At 62.9% G+C, this 25,467-nt stretch carries 24 protein-coding genes and 2 tRNA genes; 9 read left to right on the top strand and 17 right to left on the bottom strand.

What is annotated here, in order from left to right; translation table 11 throughout:
- Positions 1-2 precede the first annotated feature (2 nt).
- The 4 genes from leuE to RQP54_RS14960 form a co-directional block, all read right to left on the bottom strand.
- A complete protein-coding gene (leuE, locus tag RQP54_RS14975) occupies positions 3-671 on the bottom strand; it encodes a leucine efflux protein LeuE (RefSeq protein ID WP_315679182.1) in 669 nt (222 codons plus the stop codon).
- A complete protein-coding gene (gene carA, locus RQP54_RS14970; protein ID WP_315679181.1) occupies positions 668-1,834 on the bottom strand; it encodes a glutamine-hydrolyzing carbamoyl-phosphate synthase small subunit in 1,167 nt (388 codons plus the stop codon). Before carA ends, leuE begins: the two co-directional genes overlap by 4 nt.
- A 260-nt stretch (positions 1,835-2,094) precedes the next feature.
- Positions 2,095-3,024, bottom strand: a complete 930-nt coding sequence (locus RQP54_RS14965; protein ID WP_409997579.1) for a LysR substrate-binding domain-containing protein — start codon at positions 3,022-3,024, stop codon at positions 2,095-2,097.
- Between the two features lie 2 nt (positions 3,025-3,026).
- Positions 3,027-3,497 (bottom strand): hypothetical protein, encoded by a 471-nt coding sequence (locus RQP54_RS14960; RefSeq protein WP_315679179.1) that lies wholly within the window; start codon positions 3,495-3,497, stop codon positions 3,027-3,029.
- Between RQP54_RS14960 and RQP54_RS14955 the strand changes: the two genes are divergently transcribed.
- Together RQP54_RS14955 and RQP54_RS14950 are read left to right on the top strand one after the other, a co-directional pair.
- Entirely contained in the window at positions 3,496-4,359 is an 864-nt protein-coding gene (locus RQP54_RS14955; protein ID WP_315679178.1) for a TIGR02285 family protein, read from the top strand. The genes RQP54_RS14960 and RQP54_RS14955 overlap by 2 nt on opposite strands.
- Before the next feature lie 106 nt (positions 4,360-4,465).
- Positions 4,466-5,998 (top strand): PglL family O-oligosaccharyltransferase, encoded by a 1,533-nt coding sequence (locus tag RQP54_RS14950; RefSeq protein WP_315679177.1) that lies wholly within the window; start codon positions 4,466-4,468, stop codon positions 5,996-5,998.
- An 81-nt stretch (positions 5,999-6,079) separates the two neighbouring features.
- Here RQP54_RS14950 and RQP54_RS14945 read toward each other — a convergent pair whose 3' ends face one another.
- Positions 6,080-7,072, bottom strand: coding sequence for an asparaginase (locus RQP54_RS14945; protein WP_315679176.1), 993 nt, complete (start codon positions 7,070-7,072; stop codon positions 6,080-6,082).
- Between the two features lie 77 nt (positions 7,073-7,149).
- On the opposite strand from RQP54_RS14945, the gene lexA reads away from it, so the two are divergent.
- From lexA to RQP54_RS14930, 3 genes are read left to right on the top strand one after another with little or no spacing between them, the layout of a single operon-like run.
- Complete coding sequence (gene lexA, locus RQP54_RS14940; protein ID WP_315679175.1) at positions 7,150-7,824, top strand: transcriptional repressor LexA; 675 nt, start codon at positions 7,150-7,152, stop codon at positions 7,822-7,824.
- A gap of 17 nt (positions 7,825-7,841) precedes the next feature.
- Complete coding sequence (locus tag RQP54_RS14935; RefSeq protein WP_315679174.1) at positions 7,842-8,168, top strand: hypothetical protein; 327 nt, start codon at positions 7,842-7,844, stop codon at positions 8,166-8,168.
- Between the two features lie 43 nt (positions 8,169-8,211).
- Positions 8,212-9,219: a D-2-hydroxyacid dehydrogenase family protein gene (locus RQP54_RS14930; RefSeq protein ID WP_315679173.1), complete on the top strand. Its 1,008-nt coding sequence runs from the start codon at positions 8,212-8,214 to the stop codon at positions 9,217-9,219.
- A gap of 39 nt (positions 9,220-9,258) precedes the next feature.
- Here the strand turns inward: RQP54_RS14930 and RQP54_RS14925 are convergent, their stop codons facing one another.
- A complete protein-coding gene (locus tag RQP54_RS14925) occupies positions 9,259-11,037 on the bottom strand; it encodes a hypothetical protein (RefSeq protein ID WP_315679172.1) in 1,779 nt (592 codons plus the stop codon).
- 311 nt (positions 11,038-11,348) lie between these two features.
- Between RQP54_RS14925 and RQP54_RS14920 the strand changes: the two genes are divergently transcribed.
- Genes RQP54_RS14920 through RQP54_RS14910 form a run of 3 tightly spaced genes read left to right on the top strand, consistent with a single transcriptional unit; the run spans position 11,349 to position 14,494 of the window.
- Complete coding sequence (locus RQP54_RS14920) at positions 11,349-12,068, top strand: Crp/Fnr family transcriptional regulator (protein ID WP_315679171.1); 720 nt, start codon at positions 11,349-11,351, stop codon at positions 12,066-12,068.
- A gap of 28 nt (positions 12,069-12,096) precedes the next feature.
- Positions 12,097-13,182 (top strand): phosphotransferase, encoded by a 1,086-nt coding sequence (locus RQP54_RS14915; RefSeq protein WP_315679170.1) that lies wholly within the window; start codon positions 12,097-12,099, stop codon positions 13,180-13,182.
- A gap of 37 nt (positions 13,183-13,219) precedes the next feature.
- Entirely contained in the window at positions 13,220-14,494 is a 1,275-nt protein-coding gene (locus RQP54_RS14910) for an acyl-CoA dehydrogenase family protein (protein ID WP_315679169.1), read from the top strand.
- Positions 14,495-14,600: 106 nt separating this feature from the next.
- Here RQP54_RS14910 and RQP54_RS14905 read toward each other — a convergent pair whose 3' ends face one another.
- The 4 genes from RQP54_RS14905 to surE form a co-directional block, all read right to left on the bottom strand.
- The gene (locus tag RQP54_RS14905) at positions 14,601-15,596 is read right to left on the bottom strand and encodes an RNA polymerase sigma factor RpoD/SigA (protein WP_315679168.1); all 996 of its coding nucleotides are present in this window, start codon (positions 15,594-15,596) and stop codon (positions 14,601-14,603) included.
- Positions 15,597-15,614: 18 nt separating this feature from the next.
- Positions 15,615-16,556, bottom strand: a complete 942-nt coding sequence (locus RQP54_RS14900) for a peptidoglycan DD-metalloendopeptidase family protein (RefSeq protein ID WP_315679167.1) — start codon at positions 16,554-16,556, stop codon at positions 15,615-15,617.
- Positions 16,553-17,347 (bottom strand): protein-L-isoaspartate(D-aspartate) O-methyltransferase, encoded by a 795-nt coding sequence (locus tag RQP54_RS14895; protein WP_315679354.1) that lies wholly within the window; start codon positions 17,345-17,347, stop codon positions 16,553-16,555. Before RQP54_RS14895 ends, RQP54_RS14900 begins: the two co-directional genes overlap by 4 nt.
- Before the next feature lie 101 nt (positions 17,348-17,448).
- Complete coding sequence (gene surE / locus RQP54_RS14890; RefSeq protein WP_315679166.1) at positions 17,449-18,228, bottom strand: 5'/3'-nucleotidase SurE; 780 nt, start codon at positions 18,226-18,228, stop codon at positions 17,449-17,451.
- 116 nt (positions 18,229-18,344) lie between these two features.
- Here surE and RQP54_RS14885 point away from each other — a divergent pair, with 116 nt between their 5' ends.
- Complete coding sequence (locus tag RQP54_RS14885; protein ID WP_315679165.1) at positions 18,345-19,319, top strand: NADPH:quinone oxidoreductase family protein; 975 nt, start codon at positions 18,345-18,347, stop codon at positions 19,317-19,319.
- Here RQP54_RS14885 and RQP54_RS14880 read toward each other — a convergent pair.
- From RQP54_RS14880 to uvrC, 7 genes are all read right to left on the bottom strand, one after another.
- Positions 19,316-20,092: an HD-GYP domain-containing protein gene (locus RQP54_RS14880; RefSeq protein WP_315679164.1), complete on the bottom strand. Its 777-nt coding sequence runs from the start codon at positions 20,090-20,092 to the stop codon at positions 19,316-19,318. The two genes, RQP54_RS14885 and RQP54_RS14880, sit on opposite strands and share 4 nt — an antisense overlap.
- Positions 20,093-20,212: 120 nt before the next feature.
- Positions 20,213-20,288 (bottom strand) — tRNA-His (locus tag RQP54_RS14875).
- A 71-nt stretch (positions 20,289-20,359) separates the two neighbouring features.
- Positions 20,360-22,264 carry a SurA N-terminal domain-containing protein gene (locus RQP54_RS14870; RefSeq protein ID WP_315679163.1) on the bottom strand — a complete coding sequence of 635 codons (1,905 nt, stop codon included), beginning with the start codon at positions 22,262-22,264 and terminating at the stop codon, positions 20,360-20,362.
- Between the two features lie 61 nt (positions 22,265-22,325).
- Positions 22,326-22,401, bottom strand: a tRNA-Val gene (locus tag RQP54_RS14865).
- A gap of 29 nt (positions 22,402-22,430) precedes the next feature.
- Positions 22,431-22,703, bottom strand: coding sequence for an HU family DNA-binding protein (locus tag RQP54_RS14860; RefSeq protein ID WP_315679162.1), 273 nt, complete (start codon positions 22,701-22,703; stop codon positions 22,431-22,433).
- Positions 22,704-22,829: 126 nt separating this feature from the next.
- Positions 22,830-23,405: a CDP-diacylglycerol--glycerol-3-phosphate 3-phosphatidyltransferase gene (pgsA, locus tag RQP54_RS14855; RefSeq protein WP_315679161.1), complete on the bottom strand. Its 576-nt coding sequence runs from the start codon at positions 23,403-23,405 to the stop codon at positions 22,830-22,832.
- Positions 23,406-23,445: 40 nt separating this feature from the next.
- Positions 23,446-25,431 carry an excinuclease ABC subunit UvrC gene (gene uvrC / locus RQP54_RS14850; protein ID WP_315679160.1) on the bottom strand — a complete coding sequence of 662 codons (1,986 nt, stop codon included), beginning with the start codon at positions 25,429-25,431 and terminating at the stop codon, positions 23,446-23,448.
- Between the last annotated feature and the right edge of the window lie 36 nt (positions 25,432-25,467).

Below are 25,467 nucleotides of genomic sequence, written 5' to 3'. Positions count from 1 at the left end.
GGTCAACTGAGACTCGCGGTGGCCAGCTTGGCACCAAACCACACAAACAGACCGCCCACGGCACTCGACAGCGACGCCGACAAGCGCTTGCGTTGGCTGAAGCCCTGGGCCAGTCGCGCACCCGCAAAGATCAGGGCAGACAAGTACAGCGCACTCAAGGCCATGATGATGGAGCCCAGGATGAGGAAGGGAACCGCCGGCGTGTCATAGGTCGGGTCGATGAACTGCACGAAGAAGGACAGCAGGAACAAAATGGCCTTGGGGTTGAGCAGGCTGATCACCAGTGCGCGCCTGAACGGCTGCTGCAGGTTGGCCACCATTGCGTTGACCGCAGCCTGGCTGTCCACCACCACCGGCGAGTTGGAACGCCATTTCTGGACGGCCGCACGAATCAGGTTCAGCCCGACCCAGGTCAGGTAAGCGGCACCGACATACTTGACGACCAGGAACAGGGCCGGATGCGTACGCAGCAAACCAGCAGCACCCAAGGCCGTCAGCAGCAGCAAGATGGTGTCACCAAGGAAAACGCCAAAGGCACCCTGGTAGCCCGCCCGCACTCCACGCGCGGTAGCGACAGACAGGACGTACAGCGAGTTCGGGCCAGGCAACAGAATGATGCCAACCGCACCCAGCAAGTAGGTCCAGAGATCCGTCACGCCGTAAAAGCTCATGCGCGCTTTTCCATCAGACCGATGAAGCGGTCGAACAGGTAACCAATGTCGTGCGGCCCGGGCGACGCTTCGGGGTGGCCCTGGAAGCAGAACGCGGGCTTGTCGGTGCGCTCCAGGCCCTGCAACGTGCCGTCAAACAGGCTGACATGCGTGGCGCGCAGGTTGGCGGGCAAGGTCTTCTCGTCGACGGCAAAACCGTGGTTCTGGCTGGTGATGCTCACACGGCCATTGTCCAGATCCTTGACAGGGTGATTCGCACCATGGTGGCCGAACTTCATCTTGAAGGTCTTGGCGCCAGAGGCCAGGGCCATGATCTGGTGCCCCAGGCAGATGCCGAAGGTGGGAATGCCGGTTTCAATCAGTTCCTTGGCGGCCGCGATCGCGTAATCGCATGGCTGCGGGTCGCCCGGGCCGTTGGACAGGAACACGCCATCGGGTTGGTACTTGAGCACATCGGAGGCCGGTGTCTGGGCCGGCACCACGGTGACCTTGCAGCCGCGCTGGGCCAGCATGCGCAGGATGTTCTTCTTGACACCAAAGTCATAGGCCACAACATGGAAGCGGGGAGCAGTCTGCTGCCCATAGCCTTCGCCCAAGGCCCACTCCGACTCGGTCCAGCTGTAGCTTTGGGGCTTGGTGACCACCTTGGCCAGGTCCAGACCCGACATGTTGGGAGCTGACTTTGCTGCAGCAATGGCCTGGTCGATGGCTTCTTTGGTCACCGACTCGCCTGCAGCCAGCGCCAGGATGCAGCCATTCTGCGCGCCACCGGTGCGCAATTGGCGGGTCAGTTGGCGGGTGTCGATGTTGGCGATGGCCACCGTACCTTCTGCCACCAGGTACTGCGTCAGCGTCTGGCTGTGGCGGAAATTGGACGCCAGCAACGGCAGGTCCTTGATGATGAGGCCGGCGGCGTGGACCTTGTCGGCTTCCACGTCTTCGGCATTGACACCGTAGTTGCCGATATGGGGATAGGTCAGCGTAACGATCTGCTGGCAGTAGCTGGGGTCGGTCAGGATTTCCTGGTAACCGGTCATGGAAGTGTTGAAGACCACTTCACCGACAGTGGAGCCAGGGGCCCCGATGGAATTGCCAATATAGACCGTGCCGTCTGCGAGCGCCAGAATGGCGGGTGGGGTAGTTCCCTTGAGAGACAAAAGCACTGGTTTCTCCGAATGGGTTGCGGTGGGGCCCAAACGCGCGCAAGACGAATCCTGGCGGGTGCTTCTGTGAGGGAAAGGTGCTTGTACTGCGCTTGGGCGGGCTGGATGCTGAAAAGCCTCCCATTATAGCCGCACCAGCCCCATGACCTCGGGTACCCGGGTGCAATTATTCAGTGTTGAAGCCGGGTCACCTGGGGCGTACCCGTGAACGAGGCTGCTCGCCAGCCAACACGGACGGGGTCCAGATGAACAACCGTTCACTAGGGGTCGCGATGAACCCGGTCTGTCTGCAAGGCCGCCGTCAGTGCAAATTCGGACTCCAGCCAAGCGCGCAGGGCCTGCAAGGGTGGCCAGTCAACCAGTTCAGGGGGGTGCAACAGCCACAAGGCGCTACGCGTGTCTTCCACCATTTCGGTCTCGAAAAGTTGCACCAGGCGCCCTGCGCGCAATGCATCGGCAGCCATGAGCTGGCGTCCAAGCGTGACGCCCATCCCTTGCTCGGCGGCCTGCAGCATCAGCCCCATGTCATTGAACGAGGCCACGGGATGGACACGACAGGGGTGTCCGGCTTGCGCAAACCAACGCTCCCAGTTTTCACTGTCACCAAGAAGCGGCTCGTCCAGCAGAGCGGAAAGCGGGCGTCCGAGCAGACGTTCTGCAAACAGGGGGGCCGCCACCACGATCAAGGGGGACTGGACCAAGCGGGTGCCTTCCAGGCCTCGCCAAGGGCCCGTACCCTGGCGCAGGGCAGCATGAAAACCCTCGCGCTTGAGGTCGGCCACCTGTAGCGAGGTATGCAGATCCAACGCGATGTCGGGGTGCTCCTGGCGCCAGCGCGCCATGCGCGGCAGCAGCCAGCGCTGTGCAAATGAAGGCAGGAGTGTCAGACGCAAATGGTAGGCCGTGCCTTGCGACAGTTCTGCCGCTACCCGGGCACCGGCCTGGATTTGCGCCAATGCCGGCTCGACGGTGCGAAGAAAGCTTGCCCCTGCGCCGGTAAGCAACAAGCGCCGAGCACTTCGTTCGAACAACGCAAAACCCAATTGCTCTTCCAACAAGCGAATCTGCTGGCTGATGGCGCTGTGCGTCAGATGCAGTTGATCTGCCGCCGCACGCAGACTCGGCGCGCGGGCAACTGCCACGAAGGTCGGCAAGAACTGAAGGGGAACTCTGGACATATTGGTAAGCAATGCTAACCACAAAGGTCGGAAATAAGCGCTTTATACACCTTCAATGGATCAATATGCTTACCAACAATCAAACCACCTGATGAAGGAAGACCATGCGTAGCGCATCCATGTCCCAGTTCGCAAAACCTCCCCAGGGCGTCTATCTGGTATTGAGCCAGATCCGGCAATGGTGGCCCCTGCGGGCGTCCCAAGCCAAGCTTGGTGTGCCAAGCCACCCCGCCACCGAGACGTCTACGCCATTGGACCTTGTGAACTTGAGCCCCCACCTGGCCAAGGATTTGAACCTTCATGACGGCGGGGACGCCGGAAGAGTGCGCCAGCAGGCCATCGCACAACACGATCAACTCAGAACCGATTTCCTGGCACGCCCTTTCTTCTAGCAAAGCCTTGGCCTGCCTAGAGGAGCGGGCGTGCTGCGCCTCGGTGAAATCGCGCATGCCACGGTGAGCGATTTCCGCTAGCATGGCGGACATGTTTCTTTCCTTTCGCGCCAGTTGTCTCGCGGCACTCCTCTGGATCGGACTGGCGGGAGGAGCGCTCGCCGATCCCCCCTTGGTACGTTGGCTGGTGCTGGACTTCCCGCCCTACCACATGGTTGCGGGGACCCAACAGGAGCTTGGCCTGCGGGACAAGTACCTGCGGGCACTCCAATCCGACCTGCCCCAGTTCAGGCACAGCACGGAGTTTGCGAGCGTGGCGCGCATGAGTGGGCTGATGCAGGCCGCCGAACCGGTGTGTACCCTGTCACAACTCAAAACACCCGAACGCGAAGCCTACGCGCTGTTCGCCCGACGGCCCTATGGGCACCAGTTGCCGGTTCGGCTCATTACTCACCCGCATACAGTGGCGCGCAACATCGCCTTGCAGCAGGAGCCGGTCAGTCTGAGACGTTTGCTGACCTCCACATCGCTGACACTGGGCCTGGTGGAAAAGCGCCGCTTCGGTACTGCCCTGGATGAATTGCTCGAAAACGAATTGAGCAAGCAGGTCGTGCGCTTCAGTAGCGACACCTTGCTGCCTGCACAGATCAAGCTGATGGAGCATGGACGCTTTGATCTGACCTTGGGCTATGCCTTGGAAGTCGAATGGCTGCGCCAGCACGACCCCAAGGTCAAACCCGTGGTCTACTTGCCACTGGCAGAAAGTGATGTGCTTATCCCAGTCTATGTGAGTTGCGCGCGCGGCGAAACAGGGGAAGCCGTCATGGCGGCCGTGAACGCCCTGCCACCGAATTCAGTCGCACAGCAAACCCTGAAGCGAGAATACGAAGCAATGCTTCCCAAGCCTGAGCGGTCACGGTACCGCAAACTGGTCGAACGTCTCGGCGACAATTAGCGCCGGTTTGCGCACCACTCCCAGGTGGCGGTGGCGCCGCCACCAGCTTGTTCCGTGCCCCATGCTCCCCTCGCTGACCGATAGCCGTTTGACATCGCGCAATGAAATGCTGCCAGGCACCCGCCTGGGCCTGCTGTTTGCCGTCATCGGCTTGACCAGTACCTGGCTGGTATTTCCGCTCGTCGCGGGATCATTGGCATTGCTGCGTGACTTCTGGAGTTGGGCTGTCCTGTGCCTGGTGGCACTGTGGTGCAGCCAGCAGAGCAAGCCGCGCGTGCGCCTGGAACAGTCACTCGCCTATAGCCTGCTGCTGGCCGCCTGGATCAATGCCGCACAGGGCCTAGCCCAGGCCTATGAACTCTGGCGCCACGTGGGCACTGGCGATGTGAACGGCTTCCTGCATCAGCGCAACCAGTTCGCCACGCTGTCCCTCCTGGGACTCGCAGCCAGTGCCTGGATCCTGGAACGGCACGGCAATTCCGGGCGCCACGGGCGAGCATGGCGCACAACAGTACTGATCGGCGCCCTGGCGCTGGGCGGCGTCCTTTCCCTGTCAGCTTCGCGCACCGGACTGCTCGGCCTGGCCCTGCTGTGGTTGGCTTCCGAATGCTTGGGCCGTGGTGGAGCGGCCGGTCATTCGGCCCCTCACAATCTGCGCACGGCCCTGCGTTGGGCAATGGTCGGTTATGGCCTGGCCTTGCTGCCATCCCTGCAGGTATCGCTACAGGGCGGTCTGCCATCGCTGGGAATCCTGGCCCGCCAAACGGCACAGGAAGGCGTTCAGGTCTGTGCGAGCCGCCTGAGCCTGTGGTCCAACGTGATCGAACTCATCGGACAGCGCCCGTGGACCGGATGGGGATGGGGCGAGCTGGACTATGCCCACTTTGTGACGCCGTTCCACTCGACCCGATTCTGCGAATTGCTCAGCAATGCCCACAACCTGCCCCTGCACCTTGCCGTGGAACTGGGCCTGCCGGCTACCTTGCTGGCATGCGCAGTGGCTGCTTGGTGCATCGTGCGCGCACGCCCCTGGAACGAACGCCACCCCACACGCCTGATGGCCTGGAGCCTCTTGCTTGCCATCGGAGTGCACAGCATGCTGGAGTATCCCTGGTGGTACGGACCGTTCCAGGTCTGTGCCCTGGGTGCTGTGTGGCTGCTGTGGCGTACCCGGCCATCCAACGAACGCGTGGGCCGATCCGGCCCAACCCCAGAACTGCGACGCACCAGCGTGCAGGTTGGCATGACGGCACTGCTGGGACTGGTTCTCCTGGTCGCTGCCGACTACTACCGCGCCAGCCAGATCTACCTGCCTGCCACCCAGCGCCTAGGCGCCTACCGCACTGCAACGCAGGCACAGATCCGCTCTTCGGTGTGGTTTCAGGACCTGATTGACTTTGCCGACCTCGGCCTGATGGAAGTCACGCCCGACAACGCCGCCCAAGTGCATGGACTGGCCTTGAAGATGCTCCACTTCTCACCGGAAGCCGCCGTGGTGGAAAAGCTGCTCGACAGCGCCTATCTGTTGGGATTGCTGCAGGAGTACGAACACTACCAGCAGCGCTTCTCCGCTGCCTACCCCCAAGCCTTCCTGGCCTGGAAAGCGCGGCAAACAGCCCCCAACCCACCGAAAAAATAGAAACCGCCCAGGGTGTCGCTATTCTTTCAATAGCTGTCAACGCAATATATTCGCGGGACACAGGCCAATTTGACCTGAATTTCAGGGCTTGGATGGCGTGAGCAGCTGCAATACTAGGGCGATGCGCGCCTGGTATGGTGACACCACCTGACCCAATGCGAAAGCGCGCCCTTCCAGCCCTGCCCCCACCAGGGCACCATCGGCACAACGCGACACCAACGCCACCCGCACACCGCGCCGCTGTGCGTTCCCCAACGCTGGCTCCAGTGCCGAATGCACGGTGCCGTTGCCGGTAGCTGCCAGCACCAACCCATCCACCGCACCGTTCGGTCCCTGGTAGGCCAACAGGGCGTCAATGAGGTCCGCACTGGCCTCGGAATAGGACAGCAGCACCTCGACCCGTGGCCACCGCGCGGGACGCTCTGGCAGTACATGGGCGCCGGCGCCGGGCAGAAGTGTCGCGCAAGCATCACACCAGCGCACACATCCCTCTTCCACATAGCCCAGCACACCTCCCCCGACTGAAGCAAACGCGCGCGTGCTGTAAGTATGGGTCTTGCGCACCCGCGTAGCCGCATGCACTTCGCCTCCACAGACCACCACCACCCCGGCGGCACGGCCATCCTGCACCGCAGCGACCGCATCGCGCAGGTTCTGCGGGCCATCAGGCGCCAGGGCACTGGCGGGGCGCATGGCGCAGGTCATCACCAACGGTTTGGCCTGCTGCAGGTCCTGCGGAATCGTCAGGTGCAGGAAATACGCGCCTTCCTCCAGCGTATCGGTACCGTGGGTAACCACTACCCCTGCGACCTCGGCGCGACGCAGGTGGTGCGCCACACGCTGAGCCAGCAAGGCCCAATCGTCGAACACCATGTCCTTGCTGTCTTTCTGAACCACCTGCTCGCAGAGCACCTGCCAAGCCATGGGGTCGAGGCTACCCGCGAGGCACTCGTTCACCAGCACATCCACGGGCACTTCGCCAGCCACATAGCCGACGTTGTCACTCGCCCGACTGGCGCGTCCCGCAATCGTTCCACCCATGCCCAGCACCACGATTTCCCGCTTCACCACCATGCGCTTGCCTTTTTGAAAATACTGAATAGAATTACAGTTACTGTTTAAATTCACAGTAACCACAGGAGCCAAAATTGATGCCTGACACACCCAAGCTTACCGCGCGCCAGCAGGAAATCCTGGAACTCATCCAGTCCGCCATCGCCGAGACCGGCTCCCCCCCTACCCGCGCCGAAATTGCCTCGCAACTGGGCTTTCGCTCTGCCAACGCAGCGGAAGAGCACCTGCAGGCCCTGGCGCGCAAGGGTGTGATCGAACTCGTGAGCGGTACCTCGCGCGGTATCCGCCTTACCGGCACAGCACTGCATTCGATGCAGACCTCACGGCTCAAGCAGTTCTCCCTCCCGATTCCCGGCCTGTCGCAGTTGACACTCCCCCTGGTGGGTCGCGTGGCCGCTGGCTCCCCCATTCTGGCGCAGGAGCACGTGGACCAGAGCTACTTCGTAGAGGCCAGCTTGTTCGCCCACCGCCCCGACTACCTGTTGCGCGTGCGTGGCATGTCCATGCGTGACGCCGGCATCATGGACGGCGACCTGCTGGCCGTGCAGACCTGCAAGGACGCCAAAAATGGGCAGATCGTGGTGGCGCGCCTGGGAGAAGAGGTCACGGTCAAGCGCTACCGACGCAACAAGGATTCGATCGAACTCCTGCCCGAAAACCCCGACTACCGCCCGATCGTGGTCATGCCCGGTGACCAGTTCGAAATCGAAGGCCGCGCCGTCGGCCTCATCCGCAACACCATCTTGATGTAACCGACAGGACTACCCGCATGACCCGCTTGTTTTCCCAATGGTTGCGCCTGTGCATGGCGCATTGGCACCGTCGGCCAGGCTTGGAGCGCCCAGCCTTGCCTCGAATCTCTTCGGCGCCCGTTACGGCCACTGCAGCCTGCAACGGAACCATCACTTCCCTGCCCACAGCTCGAACCTGCGTTGCACCGCGCGCACATGCTGCACGCACTCCTTCAACCCGCATCATCGAATGGGAAACTGCCAGCAACGGCAGCGCACGTACCTTGGGACGCGTGGTCATGGTGGGCAAGTTTTCGGAGATCTGTGCGGAACTGGATCGATTGACCGCCCTAGAAACGGCCTGAGTCGACACCCCGTCCACGACTGTGTTCAGGGCACAATCGGGGGATGAACATTGTCATTCTGGACGACTATCAAGATGCGGTGCGCAAGCTGAACTGTGCTGCTAAGTTGGACGCCTACCAGGCCAAGGTGTATACCAATACTGTCAAGGGGATCGGACAGCTCTCGGTACGGTTGAAAGATGCTGACGTCATCGTCCTCAACCGTGAACGCACCCACATCAACCGGCAGTTGCTGGACAAGCTGCCTCGGCTCAAGCTGATCGCCCTTACCGGGCGTACGGGCGATTTCGTTGACGTGCAGGCCTGCACCCAGAAAGGTATCGCCGTGGCTGAGGGCCTGGAAGACCCCACAGCCGTTGCCGAGCTGACCTGGGCGCTGACCATGGCGGCCATGCGGCGCCTGCCACAGTACATCGGCAACCTCAAGCACGGTGCCTGGCAGCAGGCAGGTCTCAAGTCGAGTGCCATGCCGGTCAATTTCGGAATTGGACAGACCTTGCGTGGCAAGTCCATGGGCGTATGGGGTTATGGCCGCGTTGGCCGCTTGGTTGCTGGCTATGCACGTGCCTTCGGCATGGGCGTGTACGTCTGGGGCAGCACCGAGTCGCGCAATGCGGCACTGGCCGACGGGCACATGATTGCTTCCAGCTGCGAAGAATTCTTTGGCCACTGTGACGTGGTCTCGCTGCACCTGCGCCTGAGCGAAAGCACCCGGCACATCGTCAGTCAGGAATTGCTGAACACCATGAAGCCGACCGCCATGCTGGTCAACACCGCACACCCCGACCTGATCGGGCCGGATGCCCTGCTCGCCGCGCTTAACCGCGGTCGCCCCGGAATGGCAGCGGTGGACGTATTCGAGAACGAACCGATCCTGCAGGGACATGCGCTGCTGCGATTGGAAAATTGCATCTGCACACCGCACATCGGCTACGTCGAAGCGGACAACTATGAATCGATGTTCAGCACGGCGTTTGACAATGTGGTGAGCTTCATCCGCGGAACGCCAACCAACATCGTCAATCCCGGAGCCTTACAGGTACTGCGATAGATCCCGTCCACAGCGGACGAGACCGGGTTCGCACACGGTTCAGGACAAATCCAGGTCCAGCGTGGTCACCGTGGTGCGGCCTCCCGAACGAAGCGCGCCTGCAACAGGCCGTTCGCTCGCCGGCAACGACCTGAACGCCGGGCGGCTGCGCCCCGGCTCCGGTGCCGTGGGTTGCATGTGTGCCAGCATGGCATGCAACAGCAGCAACTCGCGAAAGGCTTCCAATTCGAATCCGTGGTCCGCAGGGTCTGCCGGCTCTCGAACCAAGCATTGCTCGATGTACTCCAATGCATACCGAGACGGCCAAGCTTCGGCCAGCGCATGGGCGATCCCAGGGTAATCCAGCAGGCCGCTGCTGGGCTGCTCGAAATCACCAAAGGCCGGAACCAAGCCCGTATACCGGGCCATGAAAGACTCGCGCACGTTCTGGTATTCGTCCCTGCGTCCCAGCCGATGCATCAGGGCGAGCAGATCCAGGTAGATGTGGGGATTGGACTCGCTGCTATGACTCAGGGCAGATTGCAGCAAGCTGGCCGCTTCATCGAGCTGACCCAGTGCCAGGAAAAACTCTGCCTGCTGACGCACATCGAGCATTTCCTGGGTATTGATGGATCGCAATGCACCGGTCACGCTGTTGGCGAAATCGGAAGGTCGGAACGAGACCTCAGCCTGCTTGGAAGCCGCTGGCCCCGACACACCACCGGGCCCCACGCCTGTCGATGCAGCCGCTTCGGCCGCTACCCCAGCAGCTGCGCTAGCCGTATTCTGCTCAACCGGCCCGGTGCCAGTGGGCGCAATGGGGGCTGAGGATGGCGCCCAGTCGCGGTTGGATAACGGGTCGGGGCGCAATCCACTGTCAGCGGCCTCGTTGCCGCGCCCCATCCACCAGGGGCCTCCCCCGCCATCCGGCCGGCGCATGCGCACGGCCAACACTGCACCGCATACCACCAGCAGGGCCAACAGAACAAACAATGCCGGGTTGGCCATGCGTCCGTCCTGTGCCTTGCGCAAAGCCAGTGTCAACTCGGCAATCGACTGCTGGTTGGCCTGACTCATGCGCGTGAGCTCGGACAACTCCTTCTCCAACGCGACGCGTTGTGCGCTCTCCCGCAGGATGTCCTCCGGGCTGGCCTGGATGGCACGCCACAAAGCCTGCGCCTGCGCCCGTTGGGCAGTATCTGGCGCATCAGCCAATGCAGAGAGTTCGTTCGAAAACCGCAGGCTGGGATCCCAGTCCTTGGAAAGATCAAGCGGTGTGAGCTTGAGTCGAGGCCCACTGCGCTGCGCAACGGTCGGCTGTTCTGCCAATCGGTGGCCATCGGGCGCACGCAACACAGGCGCTTTTTTCGACCTCGCTTGCGACGTATCCGGATTGGCGCCTGAAGGCTCTGCAAATGCCTGGCCCGATGCAGTGGATGGAGTGGGTTCAGCCCGCACCGGCCGAGTGCGCTTTTCCGGCGCTTTGACGCTCGCCACTGGGGCGGCGGGAGCGGGTTGGCTCAGCTTCGGCAGCGCGATCGCGGCTGGGTCTGGCGTCCGGATCGGCGGCAGCGCTTCGCTCACCAGCTCGGAGAGCAGGACGTACTTGCGGGACACAGCGGTTCTGCACCCGGCACGCAGGTAGACCGTCACCACGGGCTCATCCACAGGTCGCCGCACCGTTACCGACACGCTGCTTGCGCCCGGCGCACCTGGCAGCAAGCGCACCACCACAGCAGACGCCTCGACCATGGCATCGCCAAAGAGCACGTCGGCACCGACGCACTGCGCCGCGGGGTCGTCTTCGGCAGCGAACTGCACCGCGACTGAAATATCCAAAGGCTGGCCCAAGATCGCTGCGCCCCGCAACTTCCCCAGTGACAAGGCATGTGCCGACCCGGCCACCATTGCCAACACTGAGAACCAACCCCCGATCAATCTGCGCACCGAGCTCATATCTGCGCCGATTCTCGCATATGCCTCGGCGCAGTTACGCACCTGACAAGCCCATTTTTGGCCGCGTCATCAGGCACCCATGCGACAGCGGATCTGCCTGCACTGGCGCACAATGGCTTTGCCCTGCATACTGATTCGCGCTGGAACCACCACTTTGCAGCGACTGCTGCGCAAGGCCTTGTGAAACATTGACTATGGATGACCCGATTCTCACCAACGAAGAACGATCTGCAATCAATGCCGGTCGCTGGTTTTCGACCCTTTCCCCCTCGCTGCGTCACGATATCCTGCGCTGCTCGTACGTACGTCGCTATGCCGATGGCACGCTGATCGCTGCCCGTGGCGAACCTCCAGAGGAGTGGATCGCCTGTGCCAAGGGCGCCGTGCGGGTCAGTTCCACCTCCATCAGCGGCAAGCAGATCACCCTGACCTATGTCGAACCCGGCATCTGGTTCGGCGACGTCTCCATCTTCGACGGTGACCGGCGCACCCACGACGCCTACGCCCATGGCGACACCACCATCCTGGCCGTGGCCAAGGCCGACTTCAAGAAGATCCTGACCCAGCACACCGAGCTGTACGAAGCGTTGCTGCGCCTGAACGCCCGACGCATCCGCCAGCTCTACGGTCTGGTGGAAGACCTCAACACCCTGCCCCTGCGCGCACGCCTTGCCAAACAACTCATCCACCTGGCACGCAGCTATGGAGTGCCCTCGCTGAGCGACCCGGACGAGGTCCGCATCGGACTGACCTTGGCACAGGAGGAACTGGCGCAACTGCTGGGCGCATCGCGCCAGCGCGTGAACCAGGAGCTCAAGGCCATGGAGCGCGAAGACATCATCCGCATCGAACCCGGTGGCCTGGTCATCCGCGACCGTGAACGCCTCATGCGTCTGATCGACGCGGACAACTGAATTCACCTGTCACATCTGTCCATCCCACATGTCTGACTTCGACCATTTCATTGGCACGCGTGCCGTTCCTGCATCCCACCAATTCGACAGTGACGCACTCTCGCGCTGGCTGGAGGCAAACCTACCGGGCTATGGCGGCCCGCTCACGGTTGAGCTGTTCAAGGGTGGCCAGTCCAACCCCACCTACAAGCTGATCACACCTGCCAAGACCTATGTCATGCGGGCCAAGCCCGGCCCCGTGGCCAAGCTTCTGCCTTCCGCCCACGCCATCGAACGCGAGTATGCGGTCATGCGTGGCCTGGGCCAGACCGACGTACCCGTGCCGCGGATGCTCTGCCTGTGTGATGACGAGTCGGTCATCGGCCGCGCCTTCTACGTCATGGAGTTCATGGCCGGGCGCGTCATGTGGGACCAGTCGCTGCCCGATATGACGACGCAGCAACGCGCCGACATCTACTGGGAGATGAACCGTGTGATCTCGGCCCTGCACCGGGTGGATTTCGCCGCCATCGGTCTGGCCGACTACGGCAAGAGCGGGAACTACTTCGAGCGCCAGATCGGCCGCTGGAGCAAGCAGTACCAGGCTTCCATCACCCAGCCTATCCCTGAGATGGACAAGCTCATGGAATGGCTGCCGGCACACATCCCCCCCATGGCGCGCGATGACCGCATGGTCTCCATCGTGCACGGTGATTACCGGCTGGACAACCTGATGTTCGACGCCCAGGAACCGCGGGTGATTGCCATCCTGGACTGGGAACTGTCCACCCTGGGCCACCCGCTGGCCGACTTTAGCTACCACTGCATGGCCTGGCACATTCCTCCAGGGGCGTTCCGCGGCATTGCCGGACTGGACTGGCAAGCGCTGGGCATACCCACCGAAGAAGCCTACATCGAACGCTATTGCGCCCAGACCCAGCTGGCGCAGCCCGAACAGCTGCTGGCTGACTGGAACTTCTACATGGCCTACAACATGTTCCGCATTGCCGCCATTCTGCAAGGCATTGCCAAGCGCGTGGAAGCGGGCACGGCCTCCAGCGCGCAGGCCGTGAGCTCGGCCGCCGGTGCCCGCCCCCTGGCCCAGATGGCCTGGTCATTTGCCCAGAAGGCCTAGGCGCCACTACCCCCATTTTTCTCAGGAAGGATCTGCCATGGATTTCGATTACTCCCCCAAGACCAAGGAACTTCAGCAACGCCTGCTCAAGTTCATGGACGACCACATCTACCCGGCTGAAGGCGCCTACCACGCCGAAATCGCCGCCAACACGGCTGCCGGCAAGCGCTGGACACCGCTGAAGGTCATCGAGGACCTCAAGCCCAAGGCGCAGGCCGAAGGACTGTGGAACCTGTTCCTGCCGGTGGACACGGCCGAAGCCTCGGGCTACCACGGCGCAGGCCTTACCAACCAGGAATACGCCCCATTGGCCGAGATCATGGGCCGTGTGCTGTGGTCGAGCGAAGTCTTCAACTGCTCGGCCCCCGACACGGGCAACATGGAAACCATTGCCCGCTACGGCTCGGAAGCCATCAAGGCAGCCTGGCTCAAGCCGCTGCTCGAAGGCAAGATCCGCTCGGCCTTTGCCATGACCGAGCCCGCCGTGGCCTCCAGCGACGCCACCAACATCGAGACCCGCATCGAGCGCGTGGGCGGCGAGTACATCATCAACGGCCGCAAGTGGTGGACATCGGGCGCAGGCGACCCGCGCTGTGCCGTGTACATCACCATGGGCAAGACCGACCCTGAAGCGGCGAAGCATTCGCAGCAAAGCATGGTGGTTGTGCCTGCCAACACGCCGGGCATCACCGTGGTGCGCCCGCTCAACGTGTTTGGCTACGACGATGCCCCGCACGGCCACATGGAAGTGCTGTTCGAAAACGTGCGCGTTCCGGTGGACAACATCCTGCTCGGTGAAGGTCGCGGCTTCGAGATCGCCCAGGGCCGCCTGGGCCCGGGCCGCATCCACCACTGCATGCGCCTCATCGGCCTGGCCGAACGTGCACTGGAGCTGATGTGCAAGCGCGCCTCCACCCGCGTCGCTTTCGGCAAGCCCATTGCCGCCCAGACCGTGACGCAGGAACGCATTGCCGAAGCCCGCTGCAAGATCGACATGGCGCGCCTGCTCACGCTCAAGGCGGCCTGGATGATGGACGTGGCCGGCAACAAGTTCGCCAAGACCGAAATTGCCATGATCAAGGTCGTGGCCCCGACCATGGCCTGCGAGGTCATCGACTGGGCCATGCAGGTGCATGGCGGCGCCGGCATGTGCGACGACTTTCCGCTGGCCTATGCCTACACGGCGGCGCGCACCCTGCGCTTTGCCGACGGCCCGGACGAAGTGCACCGCAACGCCATTGCCAAGATGGAGCTGGGCAAGTACTTCCCGCGCACCAAGCCTGTCGACATGCCGGTCACCCGCGGCTGCTGAAGCACGGCGCGAAAACGCGACAGGCGCTATGCAACGCATAGCTGCCTGCCCTTGTTCTGTGCGGGCTACAGGCCAAAAATGCCAAAAGAACAGGATCCAGGGGCGATCAGAGCACGTTGTCGCTCTGCACGCCGCTGCGGCCGATGCGCCGCCGCAGCTTGACCAGGGCCTCGTTCTGCAGTTGCCGCACCCGCTCCTTGGTCAGCCCGAGGCGCTGGCTCAGGCTCTCCAGGGTTTCCGGCTCGTGCTGGTCCAACCCGTAACGCGAGCGGATGATCTCGCGCTCGCGGGCATTGAGCAGTTCAAGCCACTGGTTCAGCAAATCGTGTACCTCGTGTGCCAGTGCTGCATCCTGGGGCTCGGGTGTCGTTTCGTCGACCAGGCTGTCGAGCAGGGCCGGATCGCCCTCTTCGCTGCCCACGGCGGCGTCGAGCGAGCGCGGCAGATCGCCCAGCAACAGCAGATCCTCCACCTCCGACACATCCTTGCCCACCAAGGCGGCAATATCCTCGCTGCGGATGCCTTGCGGGCGTCGCGCCACCAGGTCCGGGTCGCTCTCCAGCAGACGCCGCGCCCGACGCACGTGCATGAGATCGCGCACCACATTCACCGGCAGGCGCACGGTGCGCGCCTGCATGCTCAGGGCCCGGTCCACGGCCTGGCGGATCCACCAGGTGGCGTAGGTGGAAAAACGGAAACCGCGCTCGGGCTCGAACTTCTCGATCGCCGCCATCAGCCCGAGATTGCCCTCTTCGATCAGGTCTTCGAGCGGCACGCCGCGCCCTGCGTACCCCTTGGCGATGCTGATGACCAGGCGCAGGTTGTGCTCGATCATGCTCTGGCGAGCGGCTTCGTCGCCTGCTCGGGCCCGGGTAGCGGCCTCCAGCTCCTCCTGCGGTGAAAACAAGGGCGTCTTGCGCACACCGCGCAGGTAGGCGTTGAGCGAGTCCGGGATATCAGACCCCCCACCGACACCCACCTCCGCTACCAAATTGGTAGCTATCTGCCCAGTATCTTCGCGGGCTAGCGGTTCATTGGCACCAAAATCCTGGTCTTGCACCGGACTCGGCGAGGCTGGGGGACTGTTTCGTTGTTCGCGCATGCAGCCCCCCTGCGTCGTTCAATGGCCGGGCAGGTACTTGGCCGGATCGACCGGCTTGCCCTGCTTGCGCACTTCGAAGTGCAGCTTCACGCGGTCGGCATCCGAGTTGCCCATCTCGGCAATCTTCTGGCCCTTCTTCACCGTCTGGTCCTCCTTGACCAGCAGTGCCCTGTTGTGGGCATAGGCGGTCAGGTAGGTATTGTTGTGCTTGAGGATGATGAGGTTGCCGTAGCCACGCAGGCTGGAGCCCGCATACACCACCTTGCCATCGGCGGCAGCGACCACGGCATCGCCTTCCTTGCCACCGATGTCGATACCCTTGTTCTTGGACTCGTCGAAGCCGGCCACCACGTTGCCGCTGGCAGGCCAGACAAAGCCGAGGTCATCGTCGTTGGCCGGTGCTGCGGCGACAGGGGCAGCGGCAGCGGGCGCCGGTGCAGGCGCCGACGCAGCCTTGGCGGGTGCTGCTGCGACGGCGGCGGGAGCGGACGCAGGTTTGACCGGCGTGGGCGCCACAGCACCCGGTGCCGCTGCAGGCAATGGCGTAGCAACCACCACCGGAGCCGGTGCGGGCTTGCCTACCACCACTGCGCTGGCTGGCTCGACCGGTGCCACGACACGGATCACCTGCCCCACCTCAATCTTGTTCGGGTTGTCCAGGCTGTTCCAGCGGGCAATATCCTTGTAACTCTGCCCGGTCTCCAAACCGATGCGGATCAGGGTATCGCCGGGTTTGATGGTGTAGTAACCAGGCTTGCCCGCGTTCTCGAATCCCGGCGGCTGCTTCACGGCGAGCGTGCGCGGGTCGGTCTGCGCCGGTGCATTGGTCACCATACCGCGGTCTTCAACCGGTGCCTTGGTGACTGGCTTGGAGCCACACGCGGTCAATACCGCGACGGCGACGATCGACATGGCCCACCCTTGAATTGCTGCGCGCACGCTGCGTCCTTTCTCGTTCATGCTGTGCCCGATTTTAGGGGCACGAAGTGCACGGCTTCCAACAGGGTCTGGCGCACCCCCTGGGCCGTCTTGTCCACCACCAACAGGGCCTGCGACCCCGGGCGCGATCCGTCGCGGCCATTGGCCACCACCGGCGCCACCAGACGTCCACCAACCGCCAACTGGTCAATCCAGGCCTGGGGTACCGCTTCGCCACCCGCGGCAGCGACGATGCCCGCATAGGGTGCGCCCTTGGCATACCCCACCATACCGTCCCCAAAGAGAAGGTGCAGGTTCGGCACGCGCAATGCACGCAGGTTGTCGCGTGCCTTGTCGTGCAGGCCACGCAGCCGCTCGATGCTGTACACCTCCTCGGCCAACTGCGCCAGCACGGCCGCCTGGTAGCCGCAGCCGGTACCGATCTCCAGCACCCGCCCCAGCTTGCCTTGGCGCCCGTTGCGCAGCAGTTCGAGCATGCGCGCCACCACGTTGGGCTTGGAAATCGTCTGTCCCAGGCCGATGGGCAGGCTGGTGTCTTCGTAGGCCTGGTTTACCAGTGCGCTATCGACAAAGCGGTGCCGCTCCACCGTGCCCATGGCGGCCAGCACCACCTCGTCAACAATGCCGCCCTGGGCCAGCTTCTGCACCATGCGCTGGCGCACCGGGGCGGAATCCATGCCCAGCCCTTGCGGCACGGCGGCCACGGGAAGGGGCGCACTGCGCACGCCACCACTCGCGGCACGGGCCACCGGTGTCACCGACTTGGGCGGCGGCACGAGGCTGGCAGCCAGCGTGGCCGTTGGCCGCGGCATCGAGGGCGAAACGGACGGCGCAGCCAGCTTGCCCACGGCATTGGGCCGGTTGCGCTCCAGAGTGGCATCCAGCCGGGCCGGAAAACTCGGACGCGGCTTGCTCACTGGATGCCCTGGGCCAGGGTGGCCTTGAGTTGCGACGCGGTCTGCGCCCAATAGCCCAGGCTGTCGTGATCCGTCAGGTCCACTTTCAAGGGTGTCATCGCCACATGGCCCTGGGCCGTGGCGTGGAAGTCGGTGCCATCGGCATCGTCACGGGCCGGGCCCGCAGCGCCGATCCAGTACATGGTCTCGCCGCGCGGATTCACCTGCTGGATCACCTTTTCTGCCGCATGGCGCCTTCCCAGGCGGCACAGCTTGAGGTGGCCGATCTGGTCGTACGGTCGGTTCGGGATGTTGACATTGAGCAGCCACGGCTTGTCCGCCACCAGCCGGTTCGTCAGCATGGCCTGGACGATGTCGCGCGCCTTGCGCGCAGCCGCATCCAACTCGACCCAGTCACGCTCCACCTGGGAAAACGCAATCGCCGGAATGCCAAACAGGTAGCCCTCCATGGCCGCGCCGACCGTGCCCGAATAGATGGTGTCATCTCCCATGTTGGCACCGTTGTTGATGCCGGACACCACCAGGTCCGGCTTGTAATCGAGCAAGCCGGACAGGGCAATGTGCACGCAGTCGGCGGGCGTGCCATTCACGTACCGGAAACCGTTGGCAGCGCGGTGGACATAGAGCGGGGAATGCAGCGTGAGCGCGTTGGACTTGGCGCTGTTGTTCTGCTCGGGCGCAATGACCTCGACATCGGCCAGGTCCTTGAGGGCCTCATACAGGGCCACGATGCCAGGCGCCTGGTAGCCGTCGTCGTTCGAAATAAGGATCTTCATGGGGTATTTGTCTCGTGAGGGGCATTGTAGGTGCGTCACGCCAGCGACAAGGCCCCATGCGGTGAAATGCCTGACACCCTATGATGGTGTGAAACCACCAACTGGAGACACGGACCATGCATGCCTGGCTTTGCGAGAACCCTGTGGGCGTTGACGCCCTGACCTGGAAAGAACTGCCCACGCCCACGCCAAAGGCCGGTGAGGTGCTCATCGAGATCAAGGCAGCCAGCCTGAATTTCCCAGACATCCTCATCGTCCAGAACAAGTACCAGATGAAGCCGCCCCTGCCCTTCGTGCCAGGGTCGGAATATGCGGGTATCGTGCAAGCCGTAGGCGACGGTGTAAAGCACCTGAAGGTGGGCCAAGCCGTAGCCTGCCTCAGCGGCACCGGTGGCTTCGGGACCCACACGCTGGCGCCGGCCGCACTGTGCATGCCGCTGCCTCCGGGATTCCCCATGGTGGACGCCGCAGCCTTCATCATGATCTACGCCACCTCCTACCACGCGCTGGTGGACCGCGCACAGTTGAAGGCGGGCGAAACCGTTCTGGTGCTGGGCGCCGCGGGAGGCGTGGGTACGTCGGCCATCCAGATCGCCAAGGCCATGGGCGCCAAGGTGATCGCTGCTGCCTCCAGCGACGAAAAATGCGCTCTGTGCCGATCGATCGGCGCCGATGAGACCATCAACTACTCCAGCGCCAACCTGCGTGACGCGCTCAAGGAACTGACCGGAGGCAAGGGGCCGGACGTGATCTACGACCCGGTGGGCGGCGACTTCGCGGAGCCAGCCTTCCGCTCCATTGCCTGGCGTGGGCGCTACCTGGTGGTCGGCTTTGCCTCCGGCCCCATCCCGGCCCTGCCCTTCAATCTGGCACTGCTCAAGGGCGCCAGCATCGTCGGCGTGTTCTGGGGCGACTTCGCCAAGCGCGAGCCCCAGGCCAACGCCGCCATGATGATGACACTGGCCCAATGGTACGCTCAGGGCAAGATCAAGCCGGTGATCGACCGCACCATGCCCATGGCCGAACTCAAGGCCGCATTTGCCCACATGGGCTCGCGCGGCGTCATGGGCAAGCTGGTGATGACCAACTAGGACTTGCCCAACTCGGCGGGAACCGTGATGGGTGGACCGCCGAGCTGAGCCAGCTCCAGGTAATCCCGCTTCTTCTGCAGGTCGGCACCGGAGTCGCTGTAGCTGACGGCAATGGCGTGGAACTGCTGCTCCAGCGCCAGGAATGCATCGACCACATCGGGGTCAAAATGCTTTCCCCGTACCTGTGTGATCACCTCAACGGCCTGCGCGTGGGGCATCGGCTCCTTGTAGACCTTGCGACTGATCAACGCGTCGTACACATCGGCCACAGCCATCAGGCGCGCCGACACCGGAATCGCATCACCCGCCAGCCCCTGCGGGTAACCACTGCCATCCCATTTTTCGTGGTGGCTTTCAGTGATTTCTGCGGCAATGCGCAGCAACAGTACGTCGCCGCCTGCAACCGTCTGGGCATGGTCGATGGCCCTGCGACCCAGGGTGGTATGGGTTTTCATGACGTCGAACTCTTCCGGCGTCAGACGGCCGGGCTTGAGCAAGATGCGGTCCGGAATGCAGACCTTGCCGATGTCGTGCAGTGGCGCCGCCTTGAACAGCCAGCCGATGAAGGGAACCGTCAGGACCGGCTGGAAGCGCGGGTGGTTGGACAGCTTCCAAGCGAGAGCACGCACATAGCGCTGGATGCGCTGGATGTGGTTGGCACCATCGGTGTCACGCGTATCGGCCAGCATGGCCATGGCTTGGATCACACCATCCACCACGGGGGATGTGGCGTCGGCAGCTTCGCGAACGGTAGGCCCGACAGGATCGGCCATGGCTGTGGGACTCCTCTGCTTTGGCTTAAGGGTGTCGCCAACTATGCCACGCATCGTGCAGGCCATGGCACACACGCGAAAAAAAACCCTGTTGGATTTGCAACAGGGTTTTTCACATCTTGGGGTGGCTAATGGGACTCGAACCCACGACAACAGGAATCACAATCCTGGACTCTACCAACTGAGCTATAGCCACCGTAAGCCTCGCATTATAGCCCGGTCCATTCCCGATTCAGAACCGACTGGGCAAAAAATGTTCGGCTCCGTCTATTTGGCCTCCAGCGGATTGGGAACCTTGATGCTCACTTTCATGCGGCGCTTTAGCACCTCGAAGTAAGCGTCACCCTCGCTTTTTGCCAGCCACTGCGCCACCTGGGCGGACTCACGCGCAGCAGCTTCCTGCGCCTTTTCCGCACGCGGCAATTGCGCATTGACACGCACCACCACAAATCCTTTGGGGCCCAAGTCCGCACTGGTCCAAGCGGGTAGTGGCTGGGTGGGCGCGCGCAAGGCAGCTTCGACGACCGGCATCTCCAAGCCCTGCAACTGGTCGCGGGCCACCACCATGGCATTGCCGAGCTTGGCGTCCTTGGCATTGTCCTTCCACAGCGCCAGACGGGCTTCGCCGTCCTTGCGCGCCAACTCGGCAGCGCGAACAGCAGTCAGTCGCTCCTTGACGCGATCCTTGACCTCGGCCAGTGCCAGCACACGTGGCGCGTTGTACTGCACGATGCGGGCCGACACCAATTGGTTGGCTCCGACTTCCACTGCTTCGGTATTGCGCTTGCTGGAAAGCGACTCGGGAGCAAACAGGGCCTCCAGCAACTTCGGGCTCGCCAGCGGGCCGGCCGCCCCTGGCTGGGGGTTGCGGACAACGTTGGCAGCGGTCTTGATCTCCAGCTTGAGCTTCTCCGCCACGCCCTTGTAGGTGTCGGGCTGCTCGAACACGCCATTGGTGAACGATTCGGCCACTTCGGCATAGCGTCGCTGGGCCAGTTGGTTGCGCAAGTCGGTCTCGATGCCCGCGCGCAGCTCCTCGAAACTCTTGGGCTTGGGCGCCTTCACATCGGTCAGGCGAATGATGTGAAAGCCGAAGTCCGACTCCACCAGTTCGCTGATGTCGCCCTTCTTCATGGCGAACACCGCATCCTCAAAGGGCTTGACCATGGCACCACGACCAAAGAAATCCAGGTCACCACCGGCTTTTGCAGAACCGATGTCATCCGAATTCTTGCGCGCCACTTCTGCAAAGCTCTCTGGCGCTTTGCGGACCTGCTGCAGCAGTGCCGCCGCCTTTTCCTTCGCAGCCTGGCGCTTTTCCGCCGGAGCATCCTTCGGTGCGCTTACCAGAATGTGGCTGGCACGGCGCTCTTCCTTGCCACTGAGGCGGCTCACGTTCTGCTCGTAATAGGACTTCACATCCGATTCATTGACCGACACCGATTTCTTGACGCTGTCCATGTCCAGGGACACGTACTCGATCGAAGCGGACTCAGGCACCTGGAACAGGGCTTGGTTGGCATGGTAGAAAGCCTCCAGATCGGCATCGGTAAGGCTGACCTTGGCGCTGTAGTCGGAGGGCGCAAAACGTGCAATCTGGATTTCCCGTCGCTGGTACAGGGCCTTGAGCAAGGCGTCTGAGACGGCAGCGGAAGCAAAACTGGTACCGGTCACGCCTCCTTCGACCTGGCGCAGGGTCATATCGCGGCGCAAGGCCGCTTCAAACGCTTCGGGCTGGGCGTAACCGCGCTGCACCAGGAAACGCTTGTAGGCATCGCGATCAATGGAACCATCGGCCTTGCGCACCCCGGGGATCTTCAGGATCTCCGCGGCAAGGCGGGCATCGGTCGTGGTCAGGTGCGCGTCTTCTGCTGCTTGCCCGATCACCTGGTCACGCACCATGCGCTCCAACGTGGCGTACTTGGCTTCGGCCGAGTCCAGCATCTTGGGGTCCAGGTTGGGAACCGAGGTCCGCAGGCGCTCCACTTCCATCTTGTGCGCCGCTTCCCAGTCTGCCTGCGTGATCGCGTGCTTGCCGATTTCGGCCACCGACGGTCCCGAGGCATTGATGCGCTTGTAGCCGTCCACACCGACCAACACGAACGCGGGAATGATCAGCAGGAACATCAGTCCCATCATCCATTTGGTGTGCTTGCGGACAAAATCGAACATCCCAAAGATCTCCAGAGCAGAAACAAAAAAGGCGAACTACAGGGGTTCGCCTTGGATGGGGTGGTGGGTGATGACGGGCTCGAACCGCCGACCTACGCCTTGTAAGGGCGCCGCTCTACCAACTGAGCTAATCACCCCACCGAAAACGTCAGATTGTAACAGTAAATCAGTTCAGGGCGTCCTTGAGCGCCTTGCCCGGACGGAACTTGGGCACCTTGGCAGCCTTGATCTTGATCGAAGTGCCGGTGCGGGGATTGCGGCCGGTACGGGCAGCGCGCTTGCCGACGGAGAACGTACCAAAGCCGACCAGGGACACGGTGCCACCTTTTTTCAGGGTGGTCTTGACGGCGCCAATGGTGGCGTCCAGTGCACGGGTAGCGGCAGCCTTGGAAATATCGGCCTGGTTGGCAATGTGCTCGATGAGTTCGGTCTTGTTCACGAGAAACCTCTTTTGGACAGCTGTAAAAGTCAGGGAGATAAATTTGTGCGGAGGCGAATTCTATGCGCAATCATAGGCGCTGCCAGTTCGGTGTTTTCACCCATGGTGCCACGCTAGACACGACGCTCAACGGGCCTTTGCGCGTATTTCAGGCAACGCCTTTTGCAGGTAATAGACCATGGACCATACCGTGAGCACGGCGGCGGCCCAGATCAACCATACACCCCAAAGATGGGTATTGATGACGCCGAAGAGCATGCTGTCAAACAACAGAAAAGGGATGGCCACCATCTGCACGGTGGTCTTGAGCTTGCCTACCATGTGAACCGCCACACTGCCCGAGGCGCCGATCTGCGCCATCCACTCGCGCAGCGCCGAAATCGCAATCTCGCGCCCGATGATGATGAGGGCAACAAACACATCGGTGCGCCCCATGTGAACCAGTACCAATACGCACGCACAAACGAGGAACTTGTCGGCCACCGGGTCCAGGAAGGCACCGAAGGACGAGGTCTGGTTGAGCTTGCGGGCCAGATAGCCATCGAGCCAGTCGGTGAGGGCAAAGACCACGAACATGATGGTCGCCACCAGATTCTTGTCCTGCATGCTGGCCATCGACTCGGGCAGATAGAACACGCCCACGATCAGCGGAATGGCGCAGATGCGCGCCCAGGTCATCAGGGTGGGGATCGTCATGAACATGCGGCGATTGTGGCACGGCCAAAGCCGCTTGCCAGCCCCTTCAGTGCAGTGCGCGATGAATTTCTTCCGCCAGTTCGCGCCCGATGCCTTCGACCTGCGCAATGTCCTCCACGCTGGCGAGCGCCACCCCCCGCACGCCACCGAAGCGCTGCAAGAGTCGGGCGCGGCGCTTGGGGCCGACGCCCGGAATTTCCTCCAGCTTGCCACCGCCCACCCGCACCTTGGCGCGCGCGGCGCGCATGCCGGTGATGGCAAAGCGATGGGCCTCGTCGCGAATCTGCGCCACGAGCATCAGGGCAGCGGAGTCCGCACCCAGGTAGACCTTTTCACGCCCGTCCGCAAAGACCAGTTCTTCGAGACCCACCTTGCGTCCTTCGCCCTTTTCCACACCGACCAGCACCGACAGGTCCAGCCCCAGCGTGGAAAAAACCTCCCGGGCAATACCCACCTGCCCGCGCCCGCCGTCAATGAGCACCAGGTCTGGCAGCCGCACGGTGGCCGGCACACCCGCCGCATCAGCTTCGCGCAGAGCCTGTGCCAGCTTGCCATAGCGGCGCTCCAGCACCTGGCGCATGGCCGCGTAGTCGTCGCCCCCGGTAATTCCCTCGATGTTGTAGCGCCGGTACTGCGCACTTTGCATCTTGTGGCCCTCGAACACCACGCAGGATGCCTGCGTGGCCTCGCCCGCAGTGTGCGAAATGTCGAAACACTCGATGCGCAGCGAATCCAGATCGGTCTGCGGCAGATCCAGTGCCTGCGCCAGCGCGCGGGTACGGGCCTGTTGCGAGCCCTCCTCCGCCAGCAGCCGCGCCAGTTGCAGGGCCACGTTGGTCTGGGCCATGTCCAGCCAGGCGCGGCGTTGCTCGCGCGGCTGGTGCACCACGGTCAGGCGGTGCGCCGCCTGACCCTGCAGGGCTTCGACCAGCTTGCCATCGACCGTATGGCTCAAGACCAGCACATTGGGCAGCGCCGACTCCAGGTAGTGCTGCGCCAGGAACGCTTCGAGCACCTGCACCTCGACATCGCCCGCCACCGAGGCTTCTTCCAATCCCTCTTCCAGTGCAGCGCCACTGTCGACATGGACCGGAAAGTACGGTCGATCCCCCAGATGGCGACCGCCCCGCACCATGGCAAGCACCACACAGGCGCGCCCGCCCTGCACCTTCACAGCCACGATATCCACATCGCGGTCATCGACGTTGTCCACCGACTGCTGGTGCAGCACATTGGACAAGGCCGAAATCTGGTTGCGCAGTTCCGCCGCCTGCTCGAATTCCAGCCGCTCGGCGTGGGCCATCATGCGCCGCTCCAAGCCCTTGAGCACCTCCTGGGCATCGCCGCGCAGGAACTTCTGCGCATTGGCCACGTCCTGGGCATAGGCCTGGGCATCGATATGGCCGACGCAGGGCGCCGAGCAGCGCTTGATCTGGTACAGCAGGCAGGGCCGTGTGCGGTTGGCGAAGATGGCGTCTTCGCAGGTACGCAGCCGGAACACCTTCTGCATCAGCAGGATGGCTTCCTTGACCGCCCATGCACTGGGATAGGGGCCGAAGTAGTGGTGCTTCTTCTCGACCGCACCGCGGTAGTAGGCTACCCGGCTGAAGAGCGCCGGTGAAGGCACATCGCCCGCTGGCTGCTGACGCGCCTTGGCATCCACGCCGGTCATCTTCAGGTAGGGGTAACTCTTGTCGTCCCGGAACAGGATGTTGTATTTCGGATTGAGTGCCTTGATGAGGTTGTTTTCCAGCAGCAGGGCCTCGGCCTCCGAGCGCACCACCGTGGTCTCCATGCGCTGAATCTTGCTGACCATGTGGCCAATGCGCGTGCCGCCGTGGTTCTTCTGGAAGTAGCTCGACACCCGGCGCTTGAGGTTGATGGCCTTGCCCACGTACAGCACCTGGTCCTGCGCATCAAAGTAGCGGTACACGCCGGGCAGCGGCGGCAAAGCCGCCACTTCGGCCAGCAGGGCCGGGGGATGCACGGGCTTGCCCTCGGGATGTTCGACGCCGGTTTCTTCTTCGCTCATGGCGCTATTGTGCCGACAGGCAAGACCCCGCTTGCA

The sequence above is a fragment of the Curvibacter sp. APW13 genome (genome assembly GCF_032337135.1).
Taxonomy (GTDB): Bacteria; Pseudomonadota; Gammaproteobacteria; order Burkholderiales; family Burkholderiaceae_C; genus Allorhodoferax.
This window is presented reverse-complemented; position numbering and strand designations above follow the sequence as displayed.

Coding starts and splice junctions, on each gene's coding strand:
- leuE (WP_315679182.1), bottom strand. CDS start 671: ATGAGCTTTTACGGCGTGACGGATCTCTGGACCTACTTGCTGGGTGCG.
- RQP54_RS14955 (WP_315679178.1), top strand. CDS start 3,496: ATGTTTCTTTCCTTTCGCGCCAGTTGTCTCGCGGCACTCCTCTGGATC.
- RQP54_RS14960 (WP_315679179.1), bottom strand. CDS start 3,497: ATGTCCGCCATGCTAGCGGAAATCGCTCACCGTGGCATGCGCGATTTC.
- RQP54_RS14950 (WP_315679177.1), top strand. CDS start 4,466: ATGCTGCCAGGCACCCGCCTGGGCCTGCTGTTTGCCGTCATCGGCTTG.
- RQP54_RS14945 (WP_315679176.1), bottom strand. CDS start 7,072: ATGGTGGTGAAGCGGGAAATCGTGGTGCTGGGCATGGGTGGAACGATT.
- lexA (WP_315679175.1), top strand. CDS start 7,150: ATGCCTGACACACCCAAGCTTACCGCGCGCCAGCAGGAAATCCTGGAA.
- RQP54_RS14935 (WP_315679174.1), top strand. CDS start 7,842: ATGACCCGCTTGTTTTCCCAATGGTTGCGCCTGTGCATGGCGCATTGG.
- RQP54_RS14930 (WP_315679173.1), top strand. CDS start 8,212: ATGAACATTGTCATTCTGGACGACTATCAAGATGCGGTGCGCAAGCTG.
- RQP54_RS14920 (WP_315679171.1), top strand. CDS start 11,349: ATGGATGACCCGATTCTCACCAACGAAGAACGATCTGCAATCAATGCC.
- RQP54_RS14915 (WP_315679170.1), top strand. CDS start 12,097: ATGTCTGACTTCGACCATTTCATTGGCACGCGTGCCGTTCCTGCATCC.
- RQP54_RS14910 (WP_315679169.1), top strand. CDS start 13,220: ATGGATTTCGATTACTCCCCCAAGACCAAGGAACTTCAGCAACGCCTG.
- RQP54_RS14905 (WP_315679168.1), bottom strand. CDS start 15,596: ATGCGCGAACAACGAAACAGTCCCCCAGCCTCGCCGAGTCCGGTGCAA.
- RQP54_RS14900 (WP_315679167.1), bottom strand. CDS start 16,556: ATGAACGAGAAAGGACGCAGCGTGCGCGCAGCAATTCAAGGGTGGGCC.
- RQP54_RS14895 (WP_315679354.1), bottom strand. CDS start 17,347: ATGCCGCGGCCAACGGCCACGCTGGCTGCCAGCCTCGTGCCGCCGCCC.
- surE (WP_315679166.1), bottom strand. CDS start 18,228: ATGAAGATCCTTATTTCGAACGACGACGGCTACCAGGCGCCTGGCATC.
- RQP54_RS14885 (WP_315679165.1), top strand. CDS start 18,345: ATGCATGCCTGGCTTTGCGAGAACCCTGTGGGCGTTGACGCCCTGACC.
- RQP54_RS14880 (WP_315679164.1), bottom strand. CDS start 20,092: ATGGCCGATCCTGTCGGGCCTACCGTTCGCGAAGCTGCCGACGCCACA.
- RQP54_RS14870 (WP_315679163.1), bottom strand. CDS start 22,264: ATGTTCGATTTTGTCCGCAAGCACACCAAATGGATGATGGGACTGATG.
- pgsA (WP_315679161.1), bottom strand. CDS start 23,405: ATGTTCATGACGATCCCCACCCTGATGACCTGGGCGCGCATCTGCGCC.
- uvrC (WP_315679160.1), bottom strand. CDS start 25,431: ATGAGCGAAGAAGAAACCGGCGTCGAACATCCCGAGGGCAAGCCCGTG.